The 25,531-nt window shown below is 71.2% G+C and carries 25 protein-coding genes and 2 pseudogenes; 14 read left to right on the top strand and 13 right to left on the bottom strand.

Annotated elements, in window-relative coordinates:
- Positions 1–118 precede the first annotated feature (118 nt).
- Positions 119–1,330, bottom strand: coding sequence for an NAD(P)-dependent malic enzyme (locus OCT49_RS24375; protein WP_283853959.1), 1,212 nt, complete (start codon positions 1,328–1,330; stop codon positions 119–121).
- A gap of 523 nt (positions 1,331–1,853) precedes the next feature.
- On the opposite strand from OCT49_RS24375, the gene OCT49_RS24370 reads away from it, so the two are divergent.
- The 3 genes from OCT49_RS24370 to OCT49_RS24360 are packed head-to-tail and all read left to right on the top strand — an operon-like array spanning position 1,854 to position 4,570.
- The gene (locus tag OCT49_RS24370) at positions 1,854–2,816 is read left to right on the top strand and encodes an ABC transporter substrate-binding protein (protein WP_283853958.1); all 963 of its coding nucleotides are present in this window, start codon (positions 1,854–1,856) and stop codon (positions 2,814–2,816) included.
- A gap of 27 nt (positions 2,817–2,843) precedes the next feature.
- Positions 2,844–3,812, top strand: coding sequence for an amino acid ABC transporter permease (locus OCT49_RS24365; RefSeq protein WP_283853957.1), 969 nt, complete (start codon positions 2,844–2,846; stop codon positions 3,810–3,812).
- Positions 3,809–4,570: an amino acid ABC transporter ATP-binding protein gene (locus OCT49_RS24360; protein ID WP_283853956.1), complete on the top strand. Its 762-nt coding sequence runs from the start codon at positions 3,809–3,811 to the stop codon at positions 4,568–4,570. The genes OCT49_RS24365 and OCT49_RS24360 overlap by 4 nt, the downstream gene beginning before the upstream one ends.
- A 119-nt stretch (positions 4,571–4,689) precedes the next feature.
- Here OCT49_RS24360 and OCT49_RS24355 read toward each other — a convergent pair whose 3' ends face one another.
- On the bottom strand, positions 4,690–5,448 hold the full coding sequence (locus OCT49_RS24355; RefSeq protein ID WP_283853955.1) for a class I SAM-dependent methyltransferase: 759 nt from the start codon (positions 5,446–5,448) through the stop codon (positions 4,690–4,692).
- 91 nt (positions 5,449–5,539) lie between these two features.
- On the opposite strand from OCT49_RS24355, the gene OCT49_RS24350 reads away from it, so the two are divergent.
- On the top strand, positions 5,540–6,169 hold the full coding sequence (locus OCT49_RS24350) for a CGNR zinc finger domain-containing protein (protein WP_283853954.1): 630 nt from the start codon (positions 5,540–5,542) through the stop codon (positions 6,167–6,169).
- On the opposite strand, the gene sodX is transcribed toward OCT49_RS24350, so the two are convergent.
- Positions 6,073–6,525 carry a nickel-type superoxide dismutase maturation protease gene (gene sodX, locus OCT49_RS24345; RefSeq protein WP_283853953.1) on the bottom strand — a complete coding sequence of 151 codons (453 nt, stop codon included), beginning with the start codon at positions 6,523–6,525 and terminating at the stop codon, positions 6,073–6,075. The two genes, OCT49_RS24350 and sodX, sit on opposite strands and share 97 nt — an antisense overlap.
- 180 nt (positions 6,526–6,705) lie before the next feature.
- Here sodX and sodN point away from each other — a divergent pair, with 180 nt between their 5' ends.
- Positions 6,706–7,101, top strand: coding sequence for a superoxide dismutase, Ni (sodN, locus tag OCT49_RS24340; RefSeq protein WP_072483792.1), 396 nt, complete (start codon positions 6,706–6,708; stop codon positions 7,099–7,101).
- Positions 7,102–7,489: 388 nt separating this feature from the next.
- Here sodN and OCT49_RS24335 read toward each other — a convergent pair whose 3' ends face one another.
- A complete protein-coding gene (locus tag OCT49_RS24335) occupies positions 7,490–7,921 on the bottom strand; it encodes a DUF5959 family protein (protein WP_283853952.1) in 432 nt (143 codons plus the stop codon).
- Positions 7,922–8,070: 149 nt separating this feature from the next.
- On the opposite strand from OCT49_RS24335, the gene OCT49_RS24330 reads away from it, so the two are divergent.
- The 4 genes from OCT49_RS24330 (at position 8,071) to fabV (ending at position 11,775) form a co-directional block, all read left to right on the top strand.
- Positions 8,071–8,460, top strand: coding sequence for a TIR domain-containing protein (locus OCT49_RS24330; RefSeq protein WP_283853951.1), 390 nt, complete (start codon positions 8,071–8,073; stop codon positions 8,458–8,460).
- Positions 8,461–8,924: 464 nt separating this feature from the next.
- Entirely contained in the window at positions 8,925–9,536 is a 612-nt protein-coding gene (locus OCT49_RS24325) for an RNA polymerase sigma factor (RefSeq protein ID WP_283853950.1), read from the top strand.
- A gap of 461 nt (positions 9,537–9,997) precedes the next feature.
- On the top strand, positions 9,998–10,339 hold the full coding sequence (locus OCT49_RS24320) for a hypothetical protein (protein WP_283853949.1): 342 nt from the start codon (positions 9,998–10,000) through the stop codon (positions 10,337–10,339).
- Positions 10,340–10,563: 224 nt separating this feature from the next.
- Positions 10,564–11,775, top strand: coding sequence for an enoyl-[acyl-carrier-protein] reductase FabV (fabV, locus tag OCT49_RS24315; protein ID WP_283853948.1), 1,212 nt, complete (start codon positions 10,564–10,566; stop codon positions 11,773–11,775).
- A gap of 135 nt (positions 11,776–11,910) precedes the next feature.
- Here fabV and OCT49_RS24310 read toward each other — a convergent pair whose 3' ends face one another.
- On the bottom strand, positions 11,911–13,170 hold the full coding sequence (locus OCT49_RS24310) for an MFS transporter (RefSeq protein WP_283853947.1): 1,260 nt from the start codon (positions 13,168–13,170) through the stop codon (positions 11,911–11,913).
- Between the two features lie 198 nt (positions 13,171–13,368).
- On the opposite strand from OCT49_RS24310, the gene OCT49_RS24305 reads away from it, so the two are divergent.
- Positions 13,369–14,301 carry a hypothetical protein gene (locus tag OCT49_RS24305; protein WP_283853946.1) on the top strand — a complete coding sequence of 311 codons (933 nt, stop codon included), beginning with the start codon at positions 13,369–13,371 and terminating at the stop codon, positions 14,299–14,301.
- Between the two features lie 64 nt (positions 14,302–14,365).
- Here the strand turns inward: OCT49_RS24305 and OCT49_RS24300 are convergent, their stop codons facing one another.
- The gene (locus OCT49_RS24300) at positions 14,366–14,956 is read right to left on the bottom strand and encodes a helix-turn-helix domain-containing protein (RefSeq protein WP_283853945.1); all 591 of its coding nucleotides are present in this window, start codon (positions 14,954–14,956) and stop codon (positions 14,366–14,368) included.
- 118 nt (positions 14,957–15,074) lie between these two features.
- On the opposite strand from OCT49_RS24300, the gene OCT49_RS24295 reads away from it, so the two are divergent.
- On the top strand, positions 15,075–15,911 hold the full coding sequence (locus tag OCT49_RS24295; RefSeq protein ID WP_283853944.1) for an EamA family transporter: 837 nt from the start codon (positions 15,075–15,077) through the stop codon (positions 15,909–15,911).
- A gap of 94 nt (positions 15,912–16,005) precedes the next feature.
- Positions 16,006–16,713 (top strand): B3/B4 domain-containing protein, encoded by a 708-nt coding sequence (locus OCT49_RS24290; protein WP_283853943.1) that lies wholly within the window; start codon positions 16,006–16,008, stop codon positions 16,711–16,713.
- A gap of 63 nt (positions 16,714–16,776) precedes the next feature.
- Here OCT49_RS24290 and OCT49_RS24285 read toward each other — a convergent pair whose 3' ends face one another.
- The 3 genes from OCT49_RS24285 to OCT49_RS24275 all read right to left on the bottom strand — a co-directional run bounded on the left by OCT49_RS24285 (position 16,777) and on the right by OCT49_RS24275 (position 19,577).
- Positions 16,777–17,451, bottom strand: a complete 675-nt coding sequence (locus OCT49_RS24285) for a response regulator (RefSeq protein WP_283855927.1) — start codon at positions 17,449–17,451, stop codon at positions 16,777–16,779.
- 134 nt (positions 17,452–17,585) lie between these two features.
- Positions 17,586–18,761: a sensor histidine kinase gene (locus tag OCT49_RS24280; protein ID WP_283853942.1), complete on the bottom strand. Its 1,176-nt coding sequence runs from the start codon at positions 18,759–18,761 to the stop codon at positions 17,586–17,588.
- Positions 18,762–18,788: 27 nt separating this feature from the next.
- Positions 18,789–19,577, bottom strand: a complete 789-nt coding sequence (locus tag OCT49_RS24275; RefSeq protein WP_283853941.1) for a hypothetical protein — start codon at positions 19,575–19,577, stop codon at positions 18,789–18,791.
- 404 nt (positions 19,578–19,981) lie between these two features.
- Between OCT49_RS24275 and OCT49_RS24270 the strand changes: the two genes are divergently transcribed.
- Entirely contained in the window at positions 19,982–20,461 is a 480-nt protein-coding gene (locus OCT49_RS24270; protein ID WP_283853940.1) for a VOC family protein, read from the top strand.
- Between the two features lie 182 nt (positions 20,462–20,643).
- On the opposite strand, the pseudogene OCT49_RS24265 reads toward OCT49_RS24270, so the two are convergent.
- Positions 20,644–21,984: pseudogene (locus tag OCT49_RS24265) on the bottom strand (MFS transporter); the annotation flags it as partial.
- On the opposite strand from OCT49_RS24265, the pseudogene OCT49_RS24260 reads away from it, so the two are divergent.
- Positions 21,981–22,271: pseudogene (locus tag OCT49_RS24260) on the top strand (TetR-like C-terminal domain-containing protein); the annotation flags it as partial. The pseudogenes OCT49_RS24265 and OCT49_RS24260 overlap by 4 nt on opposite strands.
- A 183-nt stretch (positions 22,272–22,454) precedes the next feature.
- Here the strand turns inward: OCT49_RS24260 and OCT49_RS24255 are convergent.
- Genes OCT49_RS24255 through OCT49_RS24245 form a run of 3 tightly spaced genes read right to left on the bottom strand, consistent with a single transcriptional unit; the run spans position 22,455 to position 25,453 of the window.
- Positions 22,455–23,390, bottom strand: coding sequence for an NAD(P)H-binding protein (locus OCT49_RS24255; RefSeq protein ID WP_283853939.1), 936 nt, complete (start codon positions 23,388–23,390; stop codon positions 22,455–22,457).
- Entirely contained in the window at positions 23,387–23,746 is a 360-nt protein-coding gene (locus tag OCT49_RS24250) for a DUF952 domain-containing protein (protein WP_283853938.1), read from the bottom strand. The genes OCT49_RS24255 and OCT49_RS24250 overlap by 4 nt, the downstream gene beginning before the upstream one ends.
- 9 nt (positions 23,747–23,755) lie before the next feature.
- The gene (locus OCT49_RS24245) at positions 23,756–25,453 is read right to left on the bottom strand and encodes a choice-of-anchor A family protein (RefSeq protein WP_283853937.1); all 1,698 of its coding nucleotides are present in this window, start codon (positions 25,451–25,453) and stop codon (positions 23,756–23,758) included.
- Between the last annotated feature and the right edge of the window lie 78 nt (positions 25,454–25,531).

Genomic DNA, 25,531 nt, shown 5'->3' with positions numbered 1-25,531 from the left:
ACCGGGCACCCACACCCGCGTCCACACCCCGCCCCGGGGCTTCCGTCCGGATCCCCCGGCCCCCGGCCATCCGGCCCGCCGCACCCGACGGCCGGCGGTCCGGGCGGAGGTCCGGGGCTCAGCGCCGGGCCACGCCCTCCGCGCGGGCCGCCGCCGCCACCGCGGCGGTGACCGCCGGGGCCACCCGCTCGTCGAACGGCGACGGGATCACGTAGTCCGCGGCCAGCTCGTCGCCCACGACATCGGCCAGCGCGTTCGCCGCGGCGATCTTCATGCCCTCGGTGATCCGGGAGGCCCGGACCTGGAGGGCGCCCGCGAAGATGCCGGGGAAGGCCAGCACGTTGTTGATCTGATTGGGGTAGTCGGACCGCCCGGTCGCCACGACGGACGCGTACTTGTGCGCGACGTCGGGGTGGACCTCGGGGTTCGGGTTGGCCATGGCGAAGACGAACGCGCCGGGCGCCATCGAGGCGACGGCCGCCTCGGGGACCGTGCCGCCGGAGACGCCGATGAAGACGTCCGCGCCGGCCAGCGCGCTCTCCAGCGTGCCGGAGATCCCGGCCCGGTTGGTGATCTCGGCCAGCTCCCGCTTGACCTCCGTCAGGTCCTCGCGGTCCCGGCTGACGACGCCCTTGCGGTCGGCCACGGCGACGTCGCCGAGCCCCGCCTCCAGCAGGAACTTGGCGATGGCCACCCCGGCCGCGCCCGCGCCGGAGATCACCGCGCGCAGGTCGCCGAGGCTGCGGCCGGACAGCTTCGCGGCGTTGCGCAGCGCCGCGAGCGTCACGACCGCGGTGCCGTGCTGGTCGTCGTGGAAGACCGGGATGTCGAGCCGCTCCTGGAGCTTGCGCTCGATCTCGAAGCAGCGCGGCGCCGAGATGTCCTCCAGGTTGACCCCGCCGAAGGACGGCGCGAGCCGGACGACGGTCTCGACGATCTCGTCCGCGTCGGTGGTCGCGAGCGCGATCGGCACCGCGTCCACGCCGCCGAACTGCTTGAAGAGGATCGCCTTGCCCTCCATCACCGGGAGGGAGGCCTCGGGTCCGATGTCACCGAGGCCGAGCACCGCGGTGCCGTCCGTCACGACGGCGACGACCTGCGACTTCCAGGTGTAGTCGTGGACCAGCTCGGGGCTCTCGGCGATGGCGCTGCACACCTTGGCGACGCCGGGGGTGTACGCGAGGGACAGGTCGTCCTTGTCGCGGATCGGGACGGTGGCCTGCACGGCCATCTTCCCGCCGCGGTGGAGCGCGAAGGCCGGATCGAACGGCTCATCGGTGGTGCTGTCGGTGGTGCTGTCGCTGCGAGGATTGACGATCTCCGCTGCCATGGTGTTGACCCCTTAAGTCTTCATCGTTTGAGGGTGGCCACTCCTGGTTGAGGAGGGGTGGGCGGGCACCGCGTACGTGCCCTGCACCGGCGGTTGGCCCGCCCCGGCAGGGGGAAATACATACGCGCGGGCGCGCCGCACACGCGCCCTGAGCCCCGGATGAGGGGTGTAAACGTCTTTCTTACCGGACGGACCGCATTACGGACGAGTTCATAACGGTGCGGTGACGTGGCTCATAGTCGAATATCAGGACAAGTAGAACAAGCGACGAAAAAGCGTCCACCTGCCGAGACGCGCCACAGATCCTCCGGTGCGGGCAGGGAAACCCCGGAGATGGTCCGGCGCGAGCGCCTCGGACCTTGATGTTCAGGGTTCGCCCGTTATCCGATTTTGACATGACAGGCCCCCTGAATGGGCTAGTCCGAATGGCAAGATGCCCTAATCACACAGGGCGGCGACATCCGACGTCGTGTGTCTTGCACTGCCTGGCAACACTACGCACAACTGCCGGAGGAACCTGATCATGACCGCACGCACCACTCGTCGTACGCCTGCGAAACACCGGATTGCAGCGGCCGGCACCATCGCGGTCGCCGGCACCATGCTGCTGACCGCCTGTGGCGATCAGACCAACAGCGGGTCGACGAAGACCGGCGGAGAGACCACTTCCAGGAACAGCGCCCCGCTCTTCGACAAGCTGCCCGAGAAGTACCAGAAGTCCGGCGTCATCAAAGTCGGCACGAATGCCGAGTACGCCCCGATGGAGTCGGTGGAGAACGGCAAGATCGTCGGGGTCGACCCCGATCTCGCCGAGGCCCTCGGCAAGCAGCTGGGGGTGAGGTTCACGTTCACCTCCGGCTCCTTCGACGGGCTGATCACCGCGCTGAACACCGGACGCCACGACATCGCCATGTCGTCCATCACGGACAACAAGCAGCGCCAGGAGGGCCTGGACGAGAAGGGCAACAAGCTCGGCAAGGGCGTCGACTTCGTCGACTACTTCCTGGCCGGCACCGCCGTCTACACCAAGAAGGGCAACCCCGAGGGCATCATGTCCATCGAGGACCTGTGCGGCAGGACCACGGCGGTCCAGCGCGGCACCACGTACGAGGCGACCCTGAAGAAGCAGTCCAAGGCGTGCGAGGCGGCCGGCAAGAAGGCCGTCGACATCGAGTCGTTCGAGAACGACACCGAGGCCCAGACCCGGGTGAAGTCCGGCGGCGCGGTCGCCGGGGTGAACGACTACCCGGTCGCGCTCGACCTGTCCCGCAAGTCCGGCGGCGGCAAGGACTTCGAGGTCGTCGGCGAGCAGGTGGACGCCGGCCCGTTCGGCATCGCCGTGAGCAAGGACAACACCGCACTGCGCGACGTGCTCAAGGAAGCCGTGGACGCGATCATCGCCGACGGCTCCTACAAGAAGGTGCTCGACAAGTGGGGCGCGGGCACGGGGGCGATCGACAAGGCCGCCATCAACGGCGGCAAGTGACCGGCTTCCCAGCGAAGGGCAGTCTCCATGACTGACAAGTTCGACAAGGTGCCCGGCGCTCCGTCGCCCGTCACCTCACCCGTCTCCAAGGCACCCTCGGTCGCACCGGAGGCCATCCGGGCCATTCCGGTACGGCACTACGGCCGCTGGCTCAGTGGCATCGTTGTCTTCGCGCTCCTCGCCGCCCTCGTGTACGCCTTCTCGCAGGGCAACATCCAGTGGCAGGCCGTCCGGGACAAGGTCTTCGACGAGACCGTCCTGGCCGGGGCGGGCCGCACCCTGCTGATCAGCGTGCTGGCGATGCTCCTCGGCGTGGCGCTGGGCGTGCTCCTCGCGGTGATGCGGCTCTCGAAGAACCCCGTCACGAGCTGGGTCGCCTGGCTCTACATCTGGTTCTTCCGCGGCACACCGGTATACGTGCAGTTGCTGCTCTGGTTCAACCTGGCCCTGATCTTCCCGATCCTGAACATCCCGTTCATCTACAAGGACGAGATGACCGACGTGATGACGCCGTTCATGTGCGCCCTGCTGGGTCTCGGCCTCAACGAGGCCGCGTACATGGCGGAGATCTGCCGGGCCGGCATCCAGTCGGTGGACGAGGGCCAGACCGAGGCGTCGCACGCGCTGGGCATGACGCAGGCGAAGACCATGCGCCGCGTGGTGCTCCCGCAGGCGCTGCGGGTGATCATCCCGCCGACCGGCAACGAGTTCATCAACATGCTGAAGACCTCGTCGCTGGTGTACGCGGTCACGTACAACGAGCTGCTGCGCTCCACCTCGCAGATCGGTTCGACCAGTTACGCGGTGATGGAGATGCTCTTCGTCGCCTCGATCTGGTACATCGTGATGACCAGTGTGTTCAGCGTGGGTCAGTACTACCTGGAGCGTCGTTACGCCCGGGGCAGCCTGCGGAGTCTGCCGCCCACCCCGTGGCAGCGGGTCAGGGCCAACCTCGCGTCGTTCAGCAACCGCCGCACGGGAGGTGCCTCCGCATGAACGCCATGGTGAAGGCCGAGGGCGTCCACAAGTCCTTCGGCGCCGCGCACATCCTCAAGGGCATCGACCTGGAGGTCGCCCCGCGGGAGGTCTTCTGTCTGATCGGCCCATCCGGTTCCGGCAAGTCGACCTTCCTGCGGTGCATCAACCACCTGGAGAAGATCAACGCCGGCCGGCTGTACGTGGACGGCGACCTGGTGGGCTACCGCCAGAAGGGCGACAAGCTGTACGAGCTCAAGGACAGCGAGGTCGCCCTGAAGCGCCGGGACATCGGCATGGTCTTCCAGCGCTTCAACCTCTTCCCCCACATGACGGCGCTGGAGAACGTCATGGAGGCCCCGATCCAGGTCAAGGGCGAGTCCAAGGCCGTGGCCAGGGCCCGTGCCGAACGGCTGCTGGACCGGGTCGGCCTGGCCGGCAAGGCGAAGAACTTCCCCTCCCAGCTGTCCGGCGGCCAGCAGCAGCGGGTGGCCATCGCCCGCGCCCTGGCCATGGAGCCGAAGCTGATGCTCTTCGACGAGCCGACGTCGGCGCTCGACCCGGAGCTGGTGGGCGACGTCCTGGACGTCATGCGCGACCTCGCGGAGGACGGCATGACGATGGTCGTCGTCACCCATGAGATGGGCTTCGCCCGCGAGGTCGGCGACGCGCTGGTCTTCATGGACGACGGCGTGGTGGTCGAGGCGGGCCACCCGCGCGACGTGCTGACCAACCCGCAGCACGACCGGACGAAGTCCTTCCTGTCGAAGGTGCTGTAGCGGCGCTTCAGGGGACGGAGGGGCGGTACGGACCGATTCCGTACCGCCCCTCCGGCGTACCATCCCTCCGGTGTACCGCCCCTCCGGCGTATCGGCAGGCCGCCGGACGGAGGTGTCCCTCACTTCACCGCGAGCACCAGGGTGTCCGAGGGGGAGGCCCAGACGGGCCGCGCCTCGCCGAATCCGGCCTTGCGCAGGGTCTCGGCGTGCCAGTCCGCGGAGGGCATGTCGCCGTCCGCGTGCTCGCCGTAGATCCGGTACCGCTCGGCGGTGGGCCCGGCGAGCGCCGGGTCCTCGGCGGCCAGGGCCCACCAGTCGGCCCAGTCCAGCGCGCCCTCGGCCCTGGCCCGGTCCATGACGGCGTGCCGGTGGGCGCGTTCGGCCGCGTTGATCCGGGGGGTGGTGGTGTCGATCATGTGGTCGGCGTTCATGAACACCCCGCCGTCCCTGACGAGCCCGCCGATGTGCCCGTAGAGCGCGGTGAGCGGCTCGGTGTGCAGCCAGTGCAGGGCGGTGGCGGTGAGGACCGCGTCGTACGAGTCGTACGGCAACAGCCCCGTCCACTCCGGGTCCTTGAGGTCGGCGGTGACGAAGGTGACGCGCCCGTCGCCCTCGAAGTGCCCGCGCGCGATGGTGAGCAGCGCCGGGTCGAGATCCACACCGGTACTGGTGGCTTCGGGGAACCGCTTCAGCAGCCGGTCCGTAATACTTCCCGTACCGCACGCGAGGTCCAGCACCCTCGGCCGGGGCCCCACGAAGGCCTCGACCATGTCCAGCATCACCCGGAACCGCTCCTCGCGGTCGGGCATGTACCACTCCTGCTGCCGGTCCCAGCTCTCCTGCCAGGCCCGCCAGTCCGTACCAGTCGTTTCCGCCACCACCAGAACCTCCATGTAATACCCTGGGCAGGTAGAAGCCCATTACATCGTTGGCCACATCGACCTTAGACCGTCGCCGTAAGGACTACAAGTGGAACTGGCCTATTACTCGGACTATGCCGTGCGCCTGGTCAACACCGAGGAGCCGGCCCGCAACAAGGACTGCCTCACCTCCGTCGAGGCGGTCCGGGAGCTGTTCGGCCCCAACCGTCAGGCGGCCCGGCGGGCGACCGACTCGGACGTGACCCGCTTCAGGTCCGTACGGGCCCGGCTGCGCGCGGTCTTCGAGGCGGCCGACGGCGGCGACGAGACCCTCGCCGTCGACCTGCTCAACTCACTGCTGCTGGAGTTCCCGGTCAGCCCGCAGATCTCCGGGCACGAGACCCGGGACGAGGACGGCAAGCCGGACTGGCACATGCACCTGGCCGACCACCCGTCGAACGCCACGGCCGGGTACGCCGCCATCGCGGCGATGGGCCTCGCCTTCCACCTCACCTCGTACGGGGTCGACCGGCTCGGCCTGTGCGAGGCGCCGCCGTGCCGCAACGCCTACCTCGACACCTCCACCAACCGGTCCCGCCGCTACTGCTCGGACCGTTGCGCCACCCGGGCCAACGTGGCCGCCTACCGGGCCCGGAAACGCCTGGAGACGGAGCGCGCCGCCGAGACCGGCCGCAACGCGGAGACGGCCCAGGCCACCACGCCCAGCACCGACCGCTGATCCTTCTTCAGCGGCCGGTAGCGCACCCGGGCGGTGGCCAGCACGAGCTCCTCCGGCACCGTCCCGTAGTCGGTGCTGTCACCGCCCGCGAAGGTGTTGTCCGCCAGCACCCACCAGCCGCCCCGCCGGCGCTCGGCGGCCCGCTTGACGACGAGCAGGTCCTGCTGGAACGGATGGCGCAGGATCACCACGTCACCGGGCCGCACCCTCGCCCCGTACTGCACGAGCAGCCAGTCCCCGTGATGGAGCGTCGGCACCATCGACGGCCCGGTCACCTCCACCACCTGGAACGGCACACGCCCGGCCCGCCCCTGCGCCGTCCCGGGCACCTCCGGCATCTCCGGCACCTCCCGCATCTCTCCGGAACCTCCCCGCTCCCTCAGTAAAACGTCCTGATCCGGCGTTCCGTCCATTCGGCCACTGGTCTCATCCTCACCCCGGACTTTTGGCCTAAGCCCCCGGGGGCACCCACGAAAACCCGTCTCCCACGGAGTAATGTCCCACCTGAGAAGACGATCACGAGGAAGGACAGCTCAATGCTTTCCCGCCTGTTTGCCCCCAAGGTGAAGGTCAGCGCCCACTGCGACCTGCCCTGCGGCGTGTACGACCCGGCCCAGGCCCGCATCGAGGCGGAGTCCGTCAAGGCCGTCCAGGAGAAGTACCAGGCCAACGAGGACCCGCACTTCCGGGCCCGCGCGGTGGTCATCAAGGAGCAGCGCGCCGAGCTCGCCAAGCACCACATCTCGGTGCTGTGGAGCGACTACTTCAAGCCCCCGCACTTCGAGAAGTACCCGGAGCTGCACCAGCTGGTCAACGACGCCCTGAAGGCCCTGTCGGCCGCGAAGGCGTCCACGGACCCGGCGACGGGCCAGAAGGCGCTGGACTACATCGCCCAGATCGACAAGATCTTCTGGGAGACGAAGAAGGCCTGATCCTCGATCAAGCCGCTTGACCTGCGATTTCTCCGATCGTCTGGTCGACCTGCCCGCACCCGGTCCGCAGGCCGCCGAGCACGGCGTCCGTGGCGGCCCGGGTGCGGTCCTGTTTTCCCGTCACGAACAGCAGACGGCATCAGCAGAAGAAAGCCTTCCGCCACCCACAGGCAGGCTGCCGGACCTGTCCTGGTGGACTGGGCCCTCCCCTCCGCACACCGCGGACGCGGAAGAGGCGGCGGAATCCGCCCCGGCCCTCGCAGCCACCGACCTGGGCCGGACCGACGACGAGTGCCGCCGCCTGCGGATCCGCCGGGAGATCCGCGACGACATCCACGAAGTCTTCCTCGTTCTCGGATGCGCACTCAATACTGCTGGCGACGGTTGCTCAACTCGCTGACAGCATCGGAACCCAGTGCGCCCTCACCCGGTGCGAGCGCTGCTGGTGATCTGCAATCCAGTCGTCCGGCGGGACGACCGGCACTCTCACGGTGACCATGGAACCCGACTCGTCCTCCACCACCACCTCCGGACAGTCACGCTCGCCGCAGAGCTGGATCCAGACGGACGGCCCCCTGTCCCACTCCATCCAGGCGACGTCCTCGCCGGCGTCGAGCCTGTTCAGCGCATCCGCCCAGCTCGCCAGTTTCGAGGCGGACAGCACCAAATCGATACGCCCGGACACGAAGGGCGTTCTGACCACGATCTCGGCGTCGAGTCCGGCGCCCCACCTGGGATCACGCCCCAGAACGTTGACGGTGACACTGTTCCCCTCGTCATCGGCGAGGGAGATGAGCTCCCTCGGAACGATGTCGCCCATAACTGCCCCTCCATCAGCGAGTACCGAGAGATCGTCACCCTGTCACGCGTGCGTCCGCCACTCCATTTCATGAGGAGTCAAGGCGATCTCGGACATCCTCGTTCTCGTCTCCGCAAGCCCCCCTTGGACCACATCACCAGGAGGAACCGATGTCATCCCCGCAACCGCTCACCCCCGAGGAGAAACTCGCCGACGCGAAGAAGCGGCTGAGCCTCCCGCGTATCGTCGTGATCTGCGGCTCCACCCGCTTCATGGCCGAGATGACCGAGGCCGATCTGCGGGAGACCAAAGCCGGAAGGATTGTCGTCAAGCCGGGTTGCGACCTGAAGTCGCCGCACGAACTCTGGCCCGACCCTGTCGAGGCCCAGGCGCTGAAGGTTCGACTCGACGATCTGCACCGGGCGAAGATCCGGCTCGCTGATGAAGTGCTCGTCGTCGGCGACTACATCGGAGACAGCACCCGAGCCGAAATCGCCTATGCCCGGTCGCTGGGCAAGCCCGTGCGGTTCACGCACCCCGAAGTCGACCCCGACGCCTGACTGCCCGCCCCCCACACCCTCTACAGGCACCCCTCGGAATTGGTCATCCAGGTGTCCGGTCAGTCCGCACCCGGTCCGCAGGACACCCGGTCGCGACCGTCGCGCCCCCTCGCCAGCCATCAGCAAAAGGCCAGGTCAGCGCCCCGCAGGAAAGATCCCCCCTCAGGTCACCGACCTGGCCCGTCACCAGTGCCTCATCAGGCGGGGGCGTACGGGGCCGGTGGGGCACACTGTCCGGACGGGGGCGGGCAGCTCGTCCAGTACGTCTCCCGGGCACAGGTGCGCGTGATGGCGGCGGATGCGTGAAAGCGCTGTGGGCTTCGGGGCAGGCTCCTCGGCGCCCCTGCCGGATCGGTCGCGTTGGTTCCGGAAAAAATCGGCCCGGGGGTTCCCAGTGGCCGGCCTCGCGAACGTCATCCCGTCGAACGGGATCAAGCCCCTGAACGGAACCGAGGTAGGCCCCCTTGACATCCGAATCCGTACCGACGCGGGTATTACCGGCGCAGAAGCAGCGCCGTATCCCGGAGCTGTTGCGCATGGGCAGGAAACCGCCCCGCACGGTCGACGAACAGCTGGAGGACCTCGCCCGCGCATCGGCCACCTACTTTCCGGCGATCGCCCGTCGGCTCGGGCAGCACAATCGCTCCCAGTTGGTCGAGGACGTCTGGCAGAACGCCTTCGCCAAGGTGACCAAGCGACTGCGCGAGGACGCCGGGTCCGTGGACAACCTCCATGCCTACATGCGCCAGGTGTGCGTCAACTGCGCCGTCGACGAACTCCGCCTCATCCAGCGCCGTTCCGAGATCCTCGTCGGTGACGGGACCGCCGTGCTGGAGGACCGGGAGAACGCCGAACTCGACGCCTCCGGTGTGTACTACGCCGACATCCGCGACGAACTCAAGGTGCTGCTGACGCCGATGGAGCACCGGGCGGTGTTCCTCACCTCGGTGCTCGACTTCACCTCGGAGCGGGCTGCGGAGCTCATGGACGTCTCCCCCAGTTCGGTCCGCAAGGCCCTGGGGCGGGCCCGGGAGAAGGTGGCAAGGCGCAGGCCCGGTCTCGGACAGGAGGCGTAGCCGCTGCCCAGGGTGTGCGCTCCCATGTGCCCGCGCGACGGGAGCGTACGCCCGAGGGAGGGGCTATCCCGCCTCCATTCATAGGAAAGGAACCCATGTGTTGACTGTCCTTCTCCGCCTGCCGATCTCATGGTGCACAGCCTTGCTCAACGCCGTTGTCGTCCGTTTCGACCGATTGAGGCGGCCCGAGCCGGACTTCTCCGTCTTCGCCACCAGGAGCGCGGCTTCCGCAGGTCCCGCAACGGGCTTGCGGCCCGCTCCGGGTGAGGGGCTGCAGCCTCGGCAGGCGTAGGCCCGATCGGTCGGGGTGGTCCCGGAATGCTCGGGGGAGGTCCGGGGACGTTCCGACGAAGGCCGAAGCGTACGGGCCGGGTCCCGCAGTGGTTGTTCCCACTGCGGGGCCCGGCCCTCGTCGTACCCGGTGAAGGCCACCGAACACGACACCTCTCACGGAGACCGGGATGACCACCCACCGACGCCGCCCCGCCCTGACGCTCGCCCGCGTCGACCGACTGCTGATCGCCGCCGAGCGGGACGTCGCCGAACGGCGGACGGCGTACGAGGCCGCCAGGGCGGAGCGACGCCGCATGCGTCGCCTCAAGGCGGCCGCTCGCTCCCGTTTCCGGTACGCCGCGCTCCGCCGCGCGCAGCCCGTCCTGCGTCTCGCCCTCGCGCTGTGCGGCCTCGTCTCGTTCGTCGTCGGGATGGCGTTCCTGGGGCTCCACCGGCCCTGCGGCCCCGAGTTGTTCGGTGTGACCGCCGCCGCCTGGTCCCTCTGTGCGGCGGTCCCCAGGGTCCGTTGACCGGCGCCCGCCTGCTCTGCCGACCGCGCCGATCCGGGTGTTTCCGCCGGTCGGCGGGGTCGGTGTTGCGCCGCTGGAGCTAGTGGGAATCCTCCAAGCCCGGCCGGGCATCGTTGTGCCGGTCGGGGCCGCCGTGTCCCTCCGCACGGCCGCAGACTTGCAGGACGGGGCGGCCGAGGCGGTCGCCGCGTCCATGTCCGTGACGACACCTGGGGCACCACACCGTGAGCGAACGCGTCATTGCGCCCAAGAGCCGGGGTTTCCTGTTCCTGGACTCCCACCCCGACGGCTGCCGACAGCTGGTGGACGAGATGTGGCGTGCCGTCCCCGCCCCGGTCGCCGCCGCCGAGGGCGAGGGGCCGGTGGCCCTGGTCATCGGTTCGTCCGCCGGGTACGGCCTGGCCGCCACGATCGCGGGCCTGGCCCGGGTCGGTATCCGCGGCATCGGCGTGTGCTTCGAGAAGGCGCCCGCGCGGCGCACCGGCACGGCCGGCTGGTATCGCACCGCCGCCACCGCCCGGCTCGCTCGGCAGCACGGGCGGGACATGGTCTTCCTCAACGGCGACGCGTTCAGCGACACGATGAAGGAGCAGGTCGCCGACCTCCTCGTCGAGCGGTTCGGGGGACGGCTCGACTACCTGATCTACTCGGTGGCCGCGCCCCGGCGCACCGACCCGGACACCGGTGACGTGTACGCCTCGGTCCTCAAGCCGATCGGCTCGCCGTACACCACCAAGACCCTCGCCTTCGACGAGAACGGCGTCCCGGAGGTGAAGGAGGTCACCACCGCGCCGGCGGAGGGCGACGACATCGAGCAGACCGTGGCGGTGATGGGCGGCGCCGACTGGGAGCGTTGGATCACGTTCCTGGCCGACCGGTCCCTGCTCGCCGACGGCTTCACCACCGCCGCCCTGTCCTACATCGGCTCGCCGCTCACCGGGGCGATCTACCGGCAGGGCACCATCGGCGTCGCGAAGTCCCATCTGGAGGAGACCGCACGCACGTTGGACGAGCGTCTCGGCAAGACCCTGGGCGGCCGGGCCGTGACCTCGGTCAACGCCGCCGCCGTCACCCAGTCCTCCACCGCCATCCCCGGCATCGCCCTGTACGTCGGGCTGCTGCGCGGCGTCCTCGGCGACACCATGGTGGCCCCGATCGGTCAACTGGTGGAGTTGTGGGACCAGTTGACTGGTGTCCGCCCCCTCGACACCGACGACGAGGGCCGGGTCCGTCTCGACACCTGGGAACTCGAACCGGCCGTGCAGAACGCCGTCGCCGAGCGCTGGACCACCGCCACCAGCGAGAGCATCACCGAACTCGCCGACCTCGACTGGTTCAGCGACGAGGTCCGTCGTCTCTACGGATTCTCCGTGCCCGGCATCGACTACACCGCCGCCGTCGAGACCGACGTCCCCTGGCCCGCTCCCACCGTCTGACCCGCACCACGGCGGCCCCCGATCGCGTGTGTCGCGGAACGGGGGCGCCGTGGGCGGGGGGTGTGGAGGTGCAGTCCGTGCGCGGTTCGTGGGGCGCGGACCCGGCCGTTCCGGTGGGTCGGGTGCCGAGGGCGCTCACACCGGCCGCTTCGCGTCGTGCCTCCGTACGGACGGGAGTGCCAACACCACCGCGACCGCGGCCAGTTGCCACAGCACCCCGAACCCCAGGAGCCGGTCCACGCCCACGACGCCCGACACCGGCCCGGCCAGTGCCAGGCCGAGCGGCCCCAGGGCGAAGGCGCCCAGGCTGTCGAAGGCGCCGATGCGGCCGCGGGCCTCGACGGGGATCTCGCGCTGGATGACGGTCGCCATGAGGGCGCTGCACACCGCCGCACCGCCTCCCGCGACAAGTGCGGCGGTCGCCACCCAGGCCAGCGGCGCCCGGGCGGCCAGCGCGGCGACCGGGACGGCCCAGCCGGCGGACGCGACCACGGACCAGGCGACCGCCCGGCCGGGGTTCCGGCCGAGCAGCGCCAGGCCGCCGACGACCGAGCCGACGCCGTACAGGGCCAGCACCAGCCCCCAGGCCCTCGCGCCGCCGAGCCGCTGCTGGGCGAGCATCGGCCCCAGCACCAGGAACGGGGCCCAGAGGAAGAAGTTGAAGAGGCTGATGTGCAGGGTCGTGACCCACAGCCAGGTGCGGGAGGTGAACTCCTTCCAGCCGAGGCCCAGTTCGGCGAGGAGCCCGCGCCGGGGCGCGGCCGGCCGTGACAGCGGCAGCCCGACCAGGGCCAGGACGCTCACGCCGTAGCTGACCGCGTCGACGGCAACCACCGTGCCCGCGTCGGAGACCGCGATGAGCAGGCCGGCCAGCCCCGGCCCCACGACCGAGGTCACCGCCTGGGTGATCTGCAGCAGCGCGTTGGCGTCCGCGAGGTCGTCCTCGGGGACGAGGCCGGGCACCAGGGCGGTCAGCCCCGGGCTGAATCCTCCCTCGCCGATCCCGAGGACCATCGCCAGCACGGCCACTTCCCACACCCTCGCGCTGTGGGTGAACAGCAGCACGGCCAGCACGCCCTGCGAGCCGAACCGCAGCAGGTCCGACGTCAGCATGACCGTACGGGCCCCGAGCCGGTCGGTCAGTACGCCGCCGAGCAGCAGCACGGCCAGCACCGCGAGGATCCGGGCCGCCATCACCGCGCCGACGGCGTCGACCCCGCCACCGGGCAACTGCAGTACGACGAAGGCCGTGGCGATCGTGTTCATCCCGGAGCCGAGCAGCGACGTGCTCTGGCCCACGAGGAAACGGCGGAATCGCGAGTGCCGCAGCACGCGCAGACGGTGAGCGGCGGACCGGATCCCGGGCACGGCGGAAGAGCGGTTACGAAGCGTCATGGGTCCGCACTCTTCCTCCGCCGAACCATTTCCCACAAGCGTTTCCGGAAAGAAAGTTGAGTCTTTTGCGAGCAGTTTTACTTCCTCGTGAATTACCGCAGTAAATAGCCTTCATTTACTGCAACATGCCTGGTGGTAGGCTCAGTTGAGGAGGAGCGGGAGAGTAATTACGAAGCTTATTTACTGCGGGAGGATGGGATGGAAGAACAACGGATCGACGCCCCAGGTGAACTTCGTCCGGCGCCGGTGGAATACGGTGCCGCCGTCGACCGCTATCTCGCCGCGGCCGGTCTCGGCAGCGCCTCCCGCCGCGTCTACCGCATCTCGCTGCTCGGGTGGGCCTGGCCGTTGGTCGACCGGCGGGCGCCGACCGGCCGCGAGCGCAGGGGCGCCCGTCCGCCCGTCGTTCCGCTTGCCCTGCTCGACGCCCCGGAGGCGGCGGAGCGGCTGCGGCGGGGGCTGGCCGGCCGCGCCGACACCGCACGACCGCGCACGCTGGACCGCGAACTGGCCTGCCTCCGGGCGGCCACGGCGTGGTGGTCGGCACGGGGCTGGATCACCGCGAATCCGGCCGCCGGACTGGCAGTGCCGACGCCGTGTCCCGCCCCTGGGCCCGCCCCCGCCGGTACTTCCGTTTCCGCGGTCGCGGGGTCGACCGTCGACGTTCCGGACCGGGCCCGCGCCACCCTGGCCCTACGGGCTCCGCTCAGGGAGTTGACGCTGTGGCACCTCCTCCACGAGTCGCGGGCCGGCGTCGAGCAGGTGCTCGCCCTCGACATCGACCACCTCGACCTGCCCGGCCGACGCACCAAGGAGAGCGCACCGGGCCCCTTGCGCTGGGGGCCGGGCACGGCGCGCCTGTTGCCCATGCTGCTGGCCGGGCGTACTGCGGGGCCGGTGTTCGTCACCGACCGGCGGGCGCCCACCGGTACGGCCGCGGCCGACCGGTGCCCGGTGACCGGCCGGGGGCGGCTTTCCTACCGTCGGGCCGCGGAACTCTTCACCGCCGCGACCCGACCGCTCGACCCGGCCGGACACGGCTGGACCCTGCTCGTCCTGCGCGACCGGGCACCTCGGAGCGGGCGGGCCGCCGGGCGAGGCACCGGCAGCCGGTCGTCGGGGGCCCCGTAGACCCGTACACCCCCATTCGCCCCATGCATCCCTTAAACCCCGTGCACCCCATGCACCCCGCGGTTCAGCTCCCCGAGCCGGGGCCGGGGCCGGGCGGGATGTGGACCGTCATGATCAGGTGGCAGGTCTCGGTGCCCGCGCCGCGATAGGTGTGGGGGGTGTCGCCGTCGAACGTGGCGGTCTGCCCGGCCTCGACGGTGTGCTCGGTACCGTCGACGACCAGGGTCATCCGGCCGGAGGTGACGCTGAGGGTTTCCACGACCCCGGCCTGGTGGGGGTGGCTGGGGTACTCCTCGTCCGGCCGCAGGCGCCAGCGCCAGACCTCGACGGGCGCCGGGCCCGAGGTCGTCAGCATGAGCCGGGCCTCGCCGCCGTGCGCACCGGTCCACAGGGGCGCCACGGCATCGGCGGTCACGATCCGGACGCGGCCTTCGGAGGGGCCCTGCATCAGGGCGGAGACGGAGATGCCGAGGGTGTCGGCCAGCCGGACCAGGGTGGCCAGGTTGGGGTTGCCCTGGGCCTTCTCCAGTCCCACCAGGGCCCCCTTGCTGACCTGGGCGCGCCGGCCGAGCTCCTCCAGGGACAGGCCCGCCCGGATGCGGGCCGCCCGGACGTTGTGCGCGACCGTCCGCAGGGCTGCGGCCGTCTCGGTCACGGGATCACCATCTCTCACAGCTGAACTATTTCAATGAACCGTCCGGTCGTTTCATTGACACGCCCCGGTCGGTCCGTTATACGGTGCGGTCATTCCATTGAATGGTAAGGGATTCGCTGTGATCGCTCTGCTGCTGGCCCTGGGCAGCTCGCTCGCTTACGGGTGCGCCGACTTCCTCGGCGGCCTCGGCGCCCGCAAGGCCCATGTGCTGCGGACCGTGATGATCGCGGCCCCGTCCAGTCTCGTGGTCGAACTGCTGCTGTGGCCGGTGCTCGGCGCCTCGTTCAGCGCCGGCGCCCTCGGCTGGGGCGCCGCGTCGGGGGTCGCGTCGGCCGCCGCGTTCGCGTTGCTCTACCGCACCCTGGCGATCGGGCCGATGAACGTGCTGTCGCCCGTCACCGCGCTGGTCTCCGCGGCCCTGCCCGTCGGCGTGGGCCTGCTGCAGGGCGAGCACCTGGCCGCCGCCGGGCTGATCGGCCTGCCGCTCGCGCTGGTCGCCGTGGTGCTGGTCAGCGCCGGGCACGGGACCGGGTCGGCGCGGCCCTCCCGCACGGCGCTGCTGCTGGCCCTCGGGGCCGGCGCCGCCATCGCCCTCCAGCTGGTCTTCCTCCACCAGGCGCCCACCGACAGCGGCGTGGCCCCGCTGCTCATCGGCCGGACGGTCTCCTCGGCGATCACCCTGACCGCGGCGGGGCTGCTGCACCGCCGGCTGGGCTCCGAGCGGCCCGCGTACGCGGCCTCGGCGGCCGCGGGGGCGCTGGACTCCGTGGCGAATCTGCTGTTCCTGCTCGCCGCCCGCAGCGGGGACCTCGCCGTCGTGGCCGTGATCACCGCCCTCTATCCGGTCGGCACGGTCCTGCTCGCCCGCAGCGTGCTCGCCGAACGCATCCATCGCGGCCAGCTCGTCGGCCTGGGCACCGCCGCCGTCGCCGTCGGCCTCCTCGCCCTGACCTGACCTGGCCTGACCCGGGTCCGGGCAAGTCCCGGCCCCTCGCCCCATCGATCCCCGTACGCACGCACGCACGCACGCAGGAAACGGAACCACCCCCATGCCCACCTTCCGCATCTCCACCTCCGTCGTGGAGTCCTTCCCCGACACCCTCATCGCCCTGGTCACCGCCACCGGCCTGCGCGGCCGCGAGCCCTGGCCCGACACCGTCGCCGCCCTGGCGGAGCTGGAGGGACGGCTCGCCGACGGCAGCTGGCACCCCGCCGACGAGACCGATCCCCGCATCGAGGCGTGGCACACCGCCTACCGCTCCTTCGGCACCAACCCCCGCCGCATCCGCCCCAGCGTGGACGCGCTCGGCCGCCGCCTCGCCAAGAAGGGCGCCCTCCCACGCATCAACCCGCCCGTCGACTCCTACAACGCCGTCTCCGTCCGGCACGGCCTGCCCGCCGGTGCCTTCGATCTGGGCCGGGTCACCGGCGACGTCGAGATCCGGCACGCCGACGGCTCCGAGTCCTTCACCCCGCTCGGTGAACCCGACACCGTCGAGAACCCCGCTTCCGGCGAGATCGTCTACGCGGACACCACCGGCGTCCTGACCCGGCACTGGAACCACCGCGACGCCCACCGCACCCGTGTCACCGAGGACTCCGCGGACGTCGTGTTCATCCTCGAAACCCTCCACGCCGCCCGCGACGGCCACCTCGTCGAGTCCGCCGCGCACGAACTGCGGGACCTGCTCGCCCCGCACGCCGACCGGACCGCCGTGCAGCACCTGGACGCGGCACGGCCCCGGGTCACCGTCTGAGCCCCTCTCCCCCGGCCGTACCCCGCGGCAAGTGGGGCCCGGACGGGTGCCCGGCGTCCGGGGTCACGCCTCGCGCCTCCGGGCGTCGACCAGCCCGGTCTCGTAGGCGACAATGACGAGTTGGGCCCGGTCGCGGGCCCGGAGCTTGGCGAGCAGCCGGCCGATGTGCGTCTTCACCGTGGCCGGGCTCAGGTGGAGGTGTTCCGCGAGCTCCGCGTTGGACAGACCGCGCGCGATCAGGCCGAGCACCTCCAGCTCCCGGTCCGTGACCCCGTCCAGCGAACGGGCCGGCGGGCGGCCCGGTTCCGGGCGGCGGGCGAACTCCGCGATCAGGCGGCTCGTCACCGAGGGCGCGAGCAGCGATTCCCCCGCGGCGACGACTCCGATGGCGGCGAGGACCTCGGTCGGCGGGGTGTCCTTCAGGAGGAAGCCCGCAGCCCCGGCGCGCAGCGCGGCGTAGACGTACTCGTCCAGGTCGAAGGTGGTGAGGATGAGGACCCGCACCCCGGAGGTGGCCGGGTCCGCGCAGATGCGGCGGGTGGCCTCGATGCCGTCGAGCTCCGGCATGCGGATGTCCATCAGCACCACGTCGGGGCGTTCGCGCCGCGCGATCCCGACGGCCTCCGCACCGGTCGCCGCCTCGCCCACCGCCGTCATGCCGGGGGTGTGGTCGATCAGCACGCGGAAGCTGCCGCGCACCATGGCCTGGTCGTCCGCGACCAGCACCCGGACCGGCACGTCGTCCCTGCCCTCCCTGCCACCGGTACCGCCACTGCCACCGGCGCCACCGGTACTGCCGGTACCACCGACCTCGTCCGTCTCTGCGGCCCCCGCGGTCCCCTCGGCCCTGTCGGCCCCATCGGCCCCGTCGGTCATGTGCTCCGCTCCCCGTCGACCGGCAGCCGGACGGCCACCGCGAAGCCGCCCTCCGGGCGGGGCCCCGCGGCGAAGCTGCCGTGGTACATCATGACCCGCTCCCGCATGCCCAAAAGTCCGTGTCCGCCGGGAAGTTCGTGGCCGGAACGACGACGGCCCGGCGGTGGACCCTCGTCGGTGACGTCTATGCGGATCTCGTGCACGTCCGCCTCGACCGCGACCCGGCAGCGGGTCGGGGACGCGTGTCGTACGACATTGGTGACGGCCTCCTGGACGATCCGGTGGACGGTCACCCGCATCCCCTCGGCCAGGCCCTCCGTGCCGTGGACCGCGAAGCGGATGTCCGTGCCCGCCCGCCCGGCGGCGACGGCCAGTTCGTCCAGGCGGCCGAGGTCCGGGACCGGGCCCAGGGGCGTGTCCGGGGGCGTGTTCCGGCTGCGCAGCACTCCGAGCGTGCGCCGCATCTCGGCCAGGGCGGACCGGCTGGTCTCCTCGATGACCTTCAGCGCGTCCCTCGCCTCCTGCGGATCGGCGCCCGCGACGTGTCCGGCGACGCCCGCCTTGACGGCGATGAGACCGAGGTTGTGCGAGACGATGTCGTGCAACTCCCGGGCGATCCTGAGGCGTTCCTCCTCCACGGCACGCTCCGCGCGGCGCCGTTCGTCGCGCAGGGCGGCGGCCCGGCGTTCACGCACGACGAAGCCCGCACCCCAGGAGCCGCCGATCACCAGCACCGCGGCCCCGGCCACCCCGACGGCCCCCCACGGGTCCTCGGCCGGGGTGATCACGGCTTCGCCGAGGTAGACGGCACCGCCCGCCACCGCCACCGCGACGGCCAGCGCGGGCACGGAGCGGCGGGCGGGTTCGACGAGACCGACCGCGTAGGCCCCGAGACCGGCCGCGACGTACGGTTCGCGGACGATGTCCAGGAGCGAGGCGGCGGCCAGCGCGACGAGGACGGTCGCCAGGACGAGGAGCGGCCGACGGCGGCGTACGGCGACGGGCAGGCCCACTCCGGCGGCGATCAGGCACCCCAGCCAGAACGGCCCGGTGTAGTGCGCCTGGCCGTCGCCGGAGTCCATCCGGACGAATCCGACGTAGCCGGAGGTCAGGAGCAACGCCGCGACGAGGTCGAGGAGTTGGAGCAGTCCGCGGCCACCCTTGGGGATCATGGTCCGACCGTATCCGTAGGGGTGCACTCAACCGGCCTGTCCGAGCAGCACCATGAGCACGACCACCGCCCCGGCCGCCGGAACCCAGCGCAGCACCGCCGCCCGGCCCGGCCGCGGCGCCTCGCGCAGCAGGCCGAGGCCCGACGGCACCAGCGCGACGCACAGCCCGGCGAGGGCCACCAGCGACAACGGGGTGGTGCCCTTGAGAACGCCCAGGGGCAGCGCGGCCGTGAGGGCGAGCGCGCAGGCCCGCACCGGCCCGAGCACCCGGGTGCGCCACGCGCCGAGGGCGAGGACGATCCAGCCCGCGAGGACGGCGAGGTTCAGCGCGGCGAAGACGTGGAAGGCCCCGTAGCCGGCGGTCACGGCCTCGGTGGCGGCCTCGGCGCCGCGGGACCGCACCAACTGGAGGGCCAGGTGGTCCACCCCCGCGTGGAACGTGCGGGCGAACAGCCCGAACACGACCAGTACGCCGCCCCACAGCCCCCACCCCGGGCTGCGGGCCCCGATCCGGGCGGCGATCACGGCCGCGGCGGGCCAGAGCAGCACACCACCGGCGGCGAACAGGCCGTACGCGGTGGCCATCAGCGCGGGATGGCGTTCGTACGCGGCGAGTTGGCCGGGGTAGAAGAAGGGGAAGCGGACGCGCAGCAGCGCTCCGGCCAGCATCAGGAGCGGGGCGAGCACCATGGCGGCACCCCCGACCCAGCGTCCGGTGAATCCGGCCGTACCCATCCGCTCCACCGGCAGCACGGCGCGCAGCCGGGCGCCGGGGGAGGGGGCCGCGGGGTCCACGAGGACCGTTCGGTTCGTCATGCCCTCGACGATGCCGCCCCTCCCCCGGCCGGGGCGTCGGACCAGGGCACGGACCTCGGGGTCGGACCTGGGTATGACATCGCGCGCCCCGCCCGACGACCCCGTACGTCCCCGCCCGACGACGCCGTACGCCCTCCTCCCGCGCGATGACGTCGTACGCCCCGCGCGATTCGGACGGGCCGGTCGTTCGGTGCGGGGTGCACTCGTGTCGTCGGGCGAGTTCGGGGGTCTCCACGGGGGACCATATGGAGTCGACCGTTCCCTGCTTCCTCACGGGTGCTCCCGTACAGCGATGAGTTTTCGGACCGGGACCAGTCGATATGGGTGGACATGCGCAGGCGACGGGCTGCGCGCATTACGGGGTTGCGCACTTGACGGGGTTGCGCACATGACAGGAGACAGCGATGACCACCGAAGGCTTCACCACGTGTCTGTGGTTCGACGGGCAGGCCGAGGAGGCGGCGGAGTACTACCTCACGGTCTTCAAGAACTCACGCCTCGGCAGGATCGGCCGCTACACCGAGGCGGGGCCGGGGCCCGCCGGGTCGGTGATGACGGTCGAGTTCGAGCTCAACGGCCAGAAGTTCGTCGGACTGAACGGCGGGCCGGAGTTCACGTTCAACGAGGCCGTCTCGTTCCAGATCCGCTGTGCGGACCAGGCCGAGGTGGATCACTACTGGAGCAGCCTCACCGACGGGGGCGAGGAGGGGCCCTGCGGCTGGCTGAGGGACCGGTACGGCGTCTCCTGGCAGGTCGTGCCCGAGGCGCTGCTGGAGATGGTCCTCGACCCGGACGCGGAGAAGGGCGCCAGGACCACTAGGGCGATGATGACCATGAAGAAGCTGGACATCGCCGCCCTGCGCGCGGCCCACGACGGGGCCTGAGACGCGCGGGTCCGGGGACGAGCGAAACCGGGCCGCACCGGCGCGGAGGACATGCGGGCGCCGACAGCGGCACGAGAACCGGGAACCGGGGCGCACGGATGCGGCGATGCCGGGCCGCGGACGGATCAGGCCGATCCGCCGCCCGGCATCGCCGCCCGGCACCACCGCACCGCTCCCCGGTCTCACTCCCGGGCGCCGTCCCCCGCGCCGCTGCCGGCACCGAGTCGCGCACCGCGTCGCGGCCCGAGGAAGGCGCCCGCGAGCAGCGCACCCGCGAGGACCAGCGCCGAGTTGACCAGGATCGCAACCGACACCCCCGAGAGGACGCCTTCGGGGCCGGTGTCGCCGAGGGCGGACGTCCGGGCGGTGACGACGGCGCTCATGACCGGGATGCCCATGGTGATGCCGACCTGCTGGGTCATGGTGGCCAGGCCGGTGGCCAGCCCCTGCTCCTCGTCCGGCAGCCCGGAGGTCGCGGTGACCATGAAGCCGACAATCATCAGCATGTTGCCGATCCCGCCGACAAAGGTGGCCGCCAGCAGGAGCAGGATCCACTCCCCCGCCGTTCCGAGCGCCACCAGGGAGAGCGTGGCCACGGCCTGGACGATCCCGCCGGCGACGATGGTCGTACGGCTCCCGAAGCGCCCGACCGCACGGCCGCCGAACGCGCCGCCGATCACGGTGCCGACACCCAGCACACCGAAGGCGAGTCCGGTGGCGAGCGGCGAGTGGCCGAGGACCTCCTGCAGGTAGAGGGTCAGCAGGAAGACCAGCGAGGTCTCGGTGACGAAGGCGATCAGCCCCGCGGTGTTGCCCCAGATGACACTGCGCCGCTTCAGGACGTGCAGGGGAACCAGCGGCGACGCCGCCCGCTTCTCGACGGCCCGGAAGCCGACGAGGAGCACGAGACCCGCGAGGAGCGCGGCCAGGGTGGTGGGCTCGGTCCAGCCGGACTCGCCGGCCTGCGTCAGCCCGTGGACGAGCAGGAGCAGACCACCGGTGACGGTCACGGCTCCCGGCACGTCGAGCCGGGAACGCCCGGCGGGGCGCGATTCGGTGAGGACGGACGGGGCGAGGGCGACCACCAGGGCGGCCACGGGCACGTTGATGAAGAACGCCCAGCGCCAGGAGAGCAGATCGGTGAGCAGGCCGCCGAGAACGGCTCCGGCGGTGAACCCGGCGGACATCAGTGCGCCGTTGAGGCCGAGAGCCCGTTCCCGCAGCGGGCCTTCCTTGAAGGAAGTGGTCAGCAGCGCGAGCCCGGCCGGGGTGACGGCCGCCGTGGCGAGACCCTGCAACACCCGCGCCACGAGCATCACTTCGGGTGAGGTGGCGAGGCCGCCCAGGACGGAGGAGAGGCCGAGAACGGTCATGCCGCCGAGGAACATCCGTTTGCGGCCGACGAGATCGGCGACCCTCCCGAACAGCAGGGTGAAGCCGGCGACGGCGAGCGCGAACGAGGTGGCGATCCACTGCAGGTTCGAGAGGGAGAACCCCAGCCCCTCGCCGACGACCGGCAGGGCCCCTCTTCAAGTCCGTGAGCGCTGCGGCCACGTGCGACCCGCGCACGGCCGGGGCGCTGCACCGGTTCTACGCGGTCCGCGTCGAGGAGTGGTCCGGCTGCGTCACCGAGGCGGTCGAGCGCGGGGAGCTGCCCGCGGGCACGAACGCGGGCGAGGTGATCCGCGCCGTGTCGGCCCCGCTCTACTACCGGCTGCTGGCCGGCGGCGGGCCGCTCGACGAGGCGGCCGCGGACCGTGCCGCCGAGGCGGCGGCCGCGGCGGCACGGGCGGGCGTGTACGTGGACTGAGGACGCCGGGCGGCCCCGTCACACGAAACAGGCAGTACGGATGGTGGAGATGGGGTGGATGGCACGAGCCGCACGGATGGTACGGACGGTACGGGCAGGGCTGCCAGTGCCGGCAGGACTGTCAGTGCCGGCAGGAGTGCCGGTACCGGCAGCACGGTCAGCGCGTGCAGTACGCGCACGCGGTCAGCGCGGCTTCAGCAAGTGCCGGTAGCTGTCCGGGTGTTCCCTCAGATAGGTGGCCAGATCCATCGCCGGACGCCCCGTCAGATTCGGCACTGCGGCCGAGACCGTGGCCATCTCACCGGTGGCGATGGCCTCGTACGACGTCACCCAGCCGGTCACCTCCCAGTCCTCGGCCCCGTAGTGCGCCCGTGAGGCGTAGGCCTCCTCGCGGGTCTCCGGTACGTAGGTGACGGTCCGGCCGGTGGCCCTGCTCAGCTCCTCGGCCGCCTCGGCGAGGGTGAACGCCTCGGGGCCCGTGAGGTCGTACGTCACTCCGTCGTGGCGGGTTTCAGCATGCTCGGTGTCGGCCAGCAGTACGGCGGTCGCGGCGTCCGCGATGTCCTCGTGCGCCACCGCCGCCACCCGGCCGTCGCCGCCCGGACCGCGCAGCACCCCGTCGGCGCCGGTCATCGCGGGGAGCCCGGCGAGGTACAGGCTGTCGCGCAGGAAGGTGTGGCGCACGTCGGCGGTCCGGATGTGCGCCTCGGTGTGCCAGTGGTCCCGGGCGAAGGTGAACGTGGCATCCGGCGCGGCGCCGAGGAAGGAGACGTACACGATGCGCTCGACGCCCACGGCGACCGCCGCGTCCACGGCCGTCGTGTGCTCGCGCACCCGGTGGGGGCTCTCGTGCGCCGATACGAGGAACAGCGTGTGCGCCCCGGCGAGTGCGCGGCGCATGGCCTCCCCGTCGCCGTACGGGGCGGGCGGGGCGGCGACCGCGCCGGGCAGTTCGGGCAGTCGCGCCGGATCGCGCCCGAGGAGCCGCACGGGTACTCCGGCGCGTGCCAGGCGCCGTGCGACCCGGCCGCCCACGGCGCCGCTCGCCCCGGTGACGGCGATGACGGGGGCCACGGGATGTGCCGGACCCGCGGAGGTCTCAGGGGGTGGAGCGTTCATGCGGGGTCACCTTCCTTGTCCGGCCAGGGGCGCACTTCCACGACCGCGTCCACCGGGACGGGCCCGTAGATGTGCGGGAACTCCTCGCCGCCGGGCGGGACGGACTCGTACCGCACGGGCGCCGGGAGCCGGTCGGGGTCGATGACGAGGACCACGAGTTCCTGGTCACCCGCCCCGGCCCCGCTCCCGGCGCCGTACAGCATCTCGGCCACGCCGGCGAGCTGGTGCGGCAACGAGCAGTGGATGAAGCCCTCTTCGTGCAGGGTGCGGCCGCGGGTGGACATCTCGTACGTCCCGATCCCGCGGGCCGCCTCCCACAAGGGCCCTTCGGTGAGGTGCAGCAGCAGTTCGGCCATGGGCCAAAGCTAGCTGCGTCGGCGCGCCCTCCGGGCCATCAACGTGGCCGCCGAACCGGCCGCGAGCAGAGCCGCGGCGATACCACCGATGATCCATTCACCGCCGCGGGAGCCCGTGTGGGGAAGCTCTCCCCCGGGGTGGGGCTTGTGCGGCCAGGAGTGGGTCTGGGCGGGATCCGGTCCGGGCCACGTATCCGAGTGCCACGGCCCGGGGGTGTGGGTGCGCGTCGGGGTACTTGTGGGTGTCGGCTTGCCGGTGTGCGTCGGCTTACCGGTGTGGGTCGGCTTACCGGTGTGGGTCGGCTTACCGGTGTGCGTCGGCTTGCCAGTGTGGGTCGGCTTACCGGTGTGCGTCGGCTTGCCAGTGTGGGTCGGCTTACCGGTGTGCGTCGGCTTACCGGTGTGGGTCGGCTTACCGGTGTGCGTCGGCTTGCCAGTGTGGGTCGGCTTACCGGTGTGCGTCGGCTTACCAGTGTGGGTCGGCTTACCGGTGTGCGTCGGCTTACCAGTATGCGTCGGCTTACCAGTATGCGTCGGCTTGCCAGTATGCGTCGGCTTACCGGTGTGCGTGGGGGTGTCCGTCGGAGTCGGCGTGTCCGTGGGCGTAGGCGTATCCGTCGGAGTCGGTGTCGGGGTGGGTTTCCCGGTGCAGCTCGGCAGGTCCCCGTCGAAGGGGTAGGCGTGCAGTTCCTGGCCGCCCGACTGCCCCGCGGACGTGTGGATCAGCGAACCGGCGGTGTAGAAGCGGCCGTTGGTGCCGCTCATGTCCAGGGTGGTCGTGCTCGACGGCTGGCCGATCAGCACGCTGCCCTGGAACTGGGCGGCACCGTGCAGCCCGATCTCGGTGGCGTCGGGGAAGTTCCACAGCAGGCGTTCGCGCAGTCCGGCCTGGGGCAGCGACCCCATGAACGTGTTGATGTTGCGGCTGCTCCCGTAGACGTTGACGAGCACCGTCGCGCCGTCCGGGATCGCGTTGAAGGTGATGCCCTGCTGGCCGCCCCCGCCCGCCGCCACGTCCGCGTCCACGGCGAACACCTGGAGGGTGGAGATGCCGTCGCCCACGAAGGTCGTCTCGAAACCGGCGTTCACCGTGGTGCCCGTGACGGGGCGTCGGTGGTCCTGGCCGTCGTCGTACGCGTAGCAGCGGCTGGCCTCGGTCAGCTGGTCGCGCAGCGCCGTGTACGGGTCCGTGGCGGCGGGGTCCATGACCGGATCCGGGATCACCGTTCCGCTGACGGTCTCGGCGTACTTGACCACCCCGTGGTTCGGTCCCTCCTCGGCGACCAGCCGCTGCCCGTCCACGACCGTCAGCGGCCCGCCCACCGTCAGGTAGTCGGAGTCGTTGGGGGGCGGCACCCGGGAGCCCACGCCGACCACGCCGACGTTGTAGATCTGCGAGACCCCCTCGCGCTTGTTCATGTCGAACCGGCCGAGGGTGACGATCTTCCCCTCGGCCTCCGCGGCGGCCTCCCGGACCAGGAAGTCGCCGCCGACGAAGATGTTGATGTTGCTGTCGTGATTGGTGACGGGTCCGTTGTTCGGGTCGAGCCAGGTGGTCGGGCAGTCGTTCCCCAGGCAGGGGCCGAGCCCGCCGGGCAGCGGGTCGGCGAGAGCGGTGGCCGTCAGCGTGCCCACCAGTGCCGCGGCCGCCGCCACGGCCACCGCCGCCTGGATACTTTTGCCGTGTCTGCGCTTATGCGTTGCCATAAAGGGCAATATGCAGCTTTGCCTATCAAACCATGCGGAATGCCACGCCGGATCGGATTCGATGTACCCGGATACCCG

This window comes from Streptomyces sp. ML-6, from assembly GCF_030116705.1.
Classification (GTDB): domain Bacteria; phylum Actinomycetota; class Actinomycetes; order Streptomycetales; family Streptomycetaceae; genus Streptomyces.
Note: the sequence above shows the minus strand (reverse complement) of the source record. Positions and strands in the feature narration are given on the sequence as shown.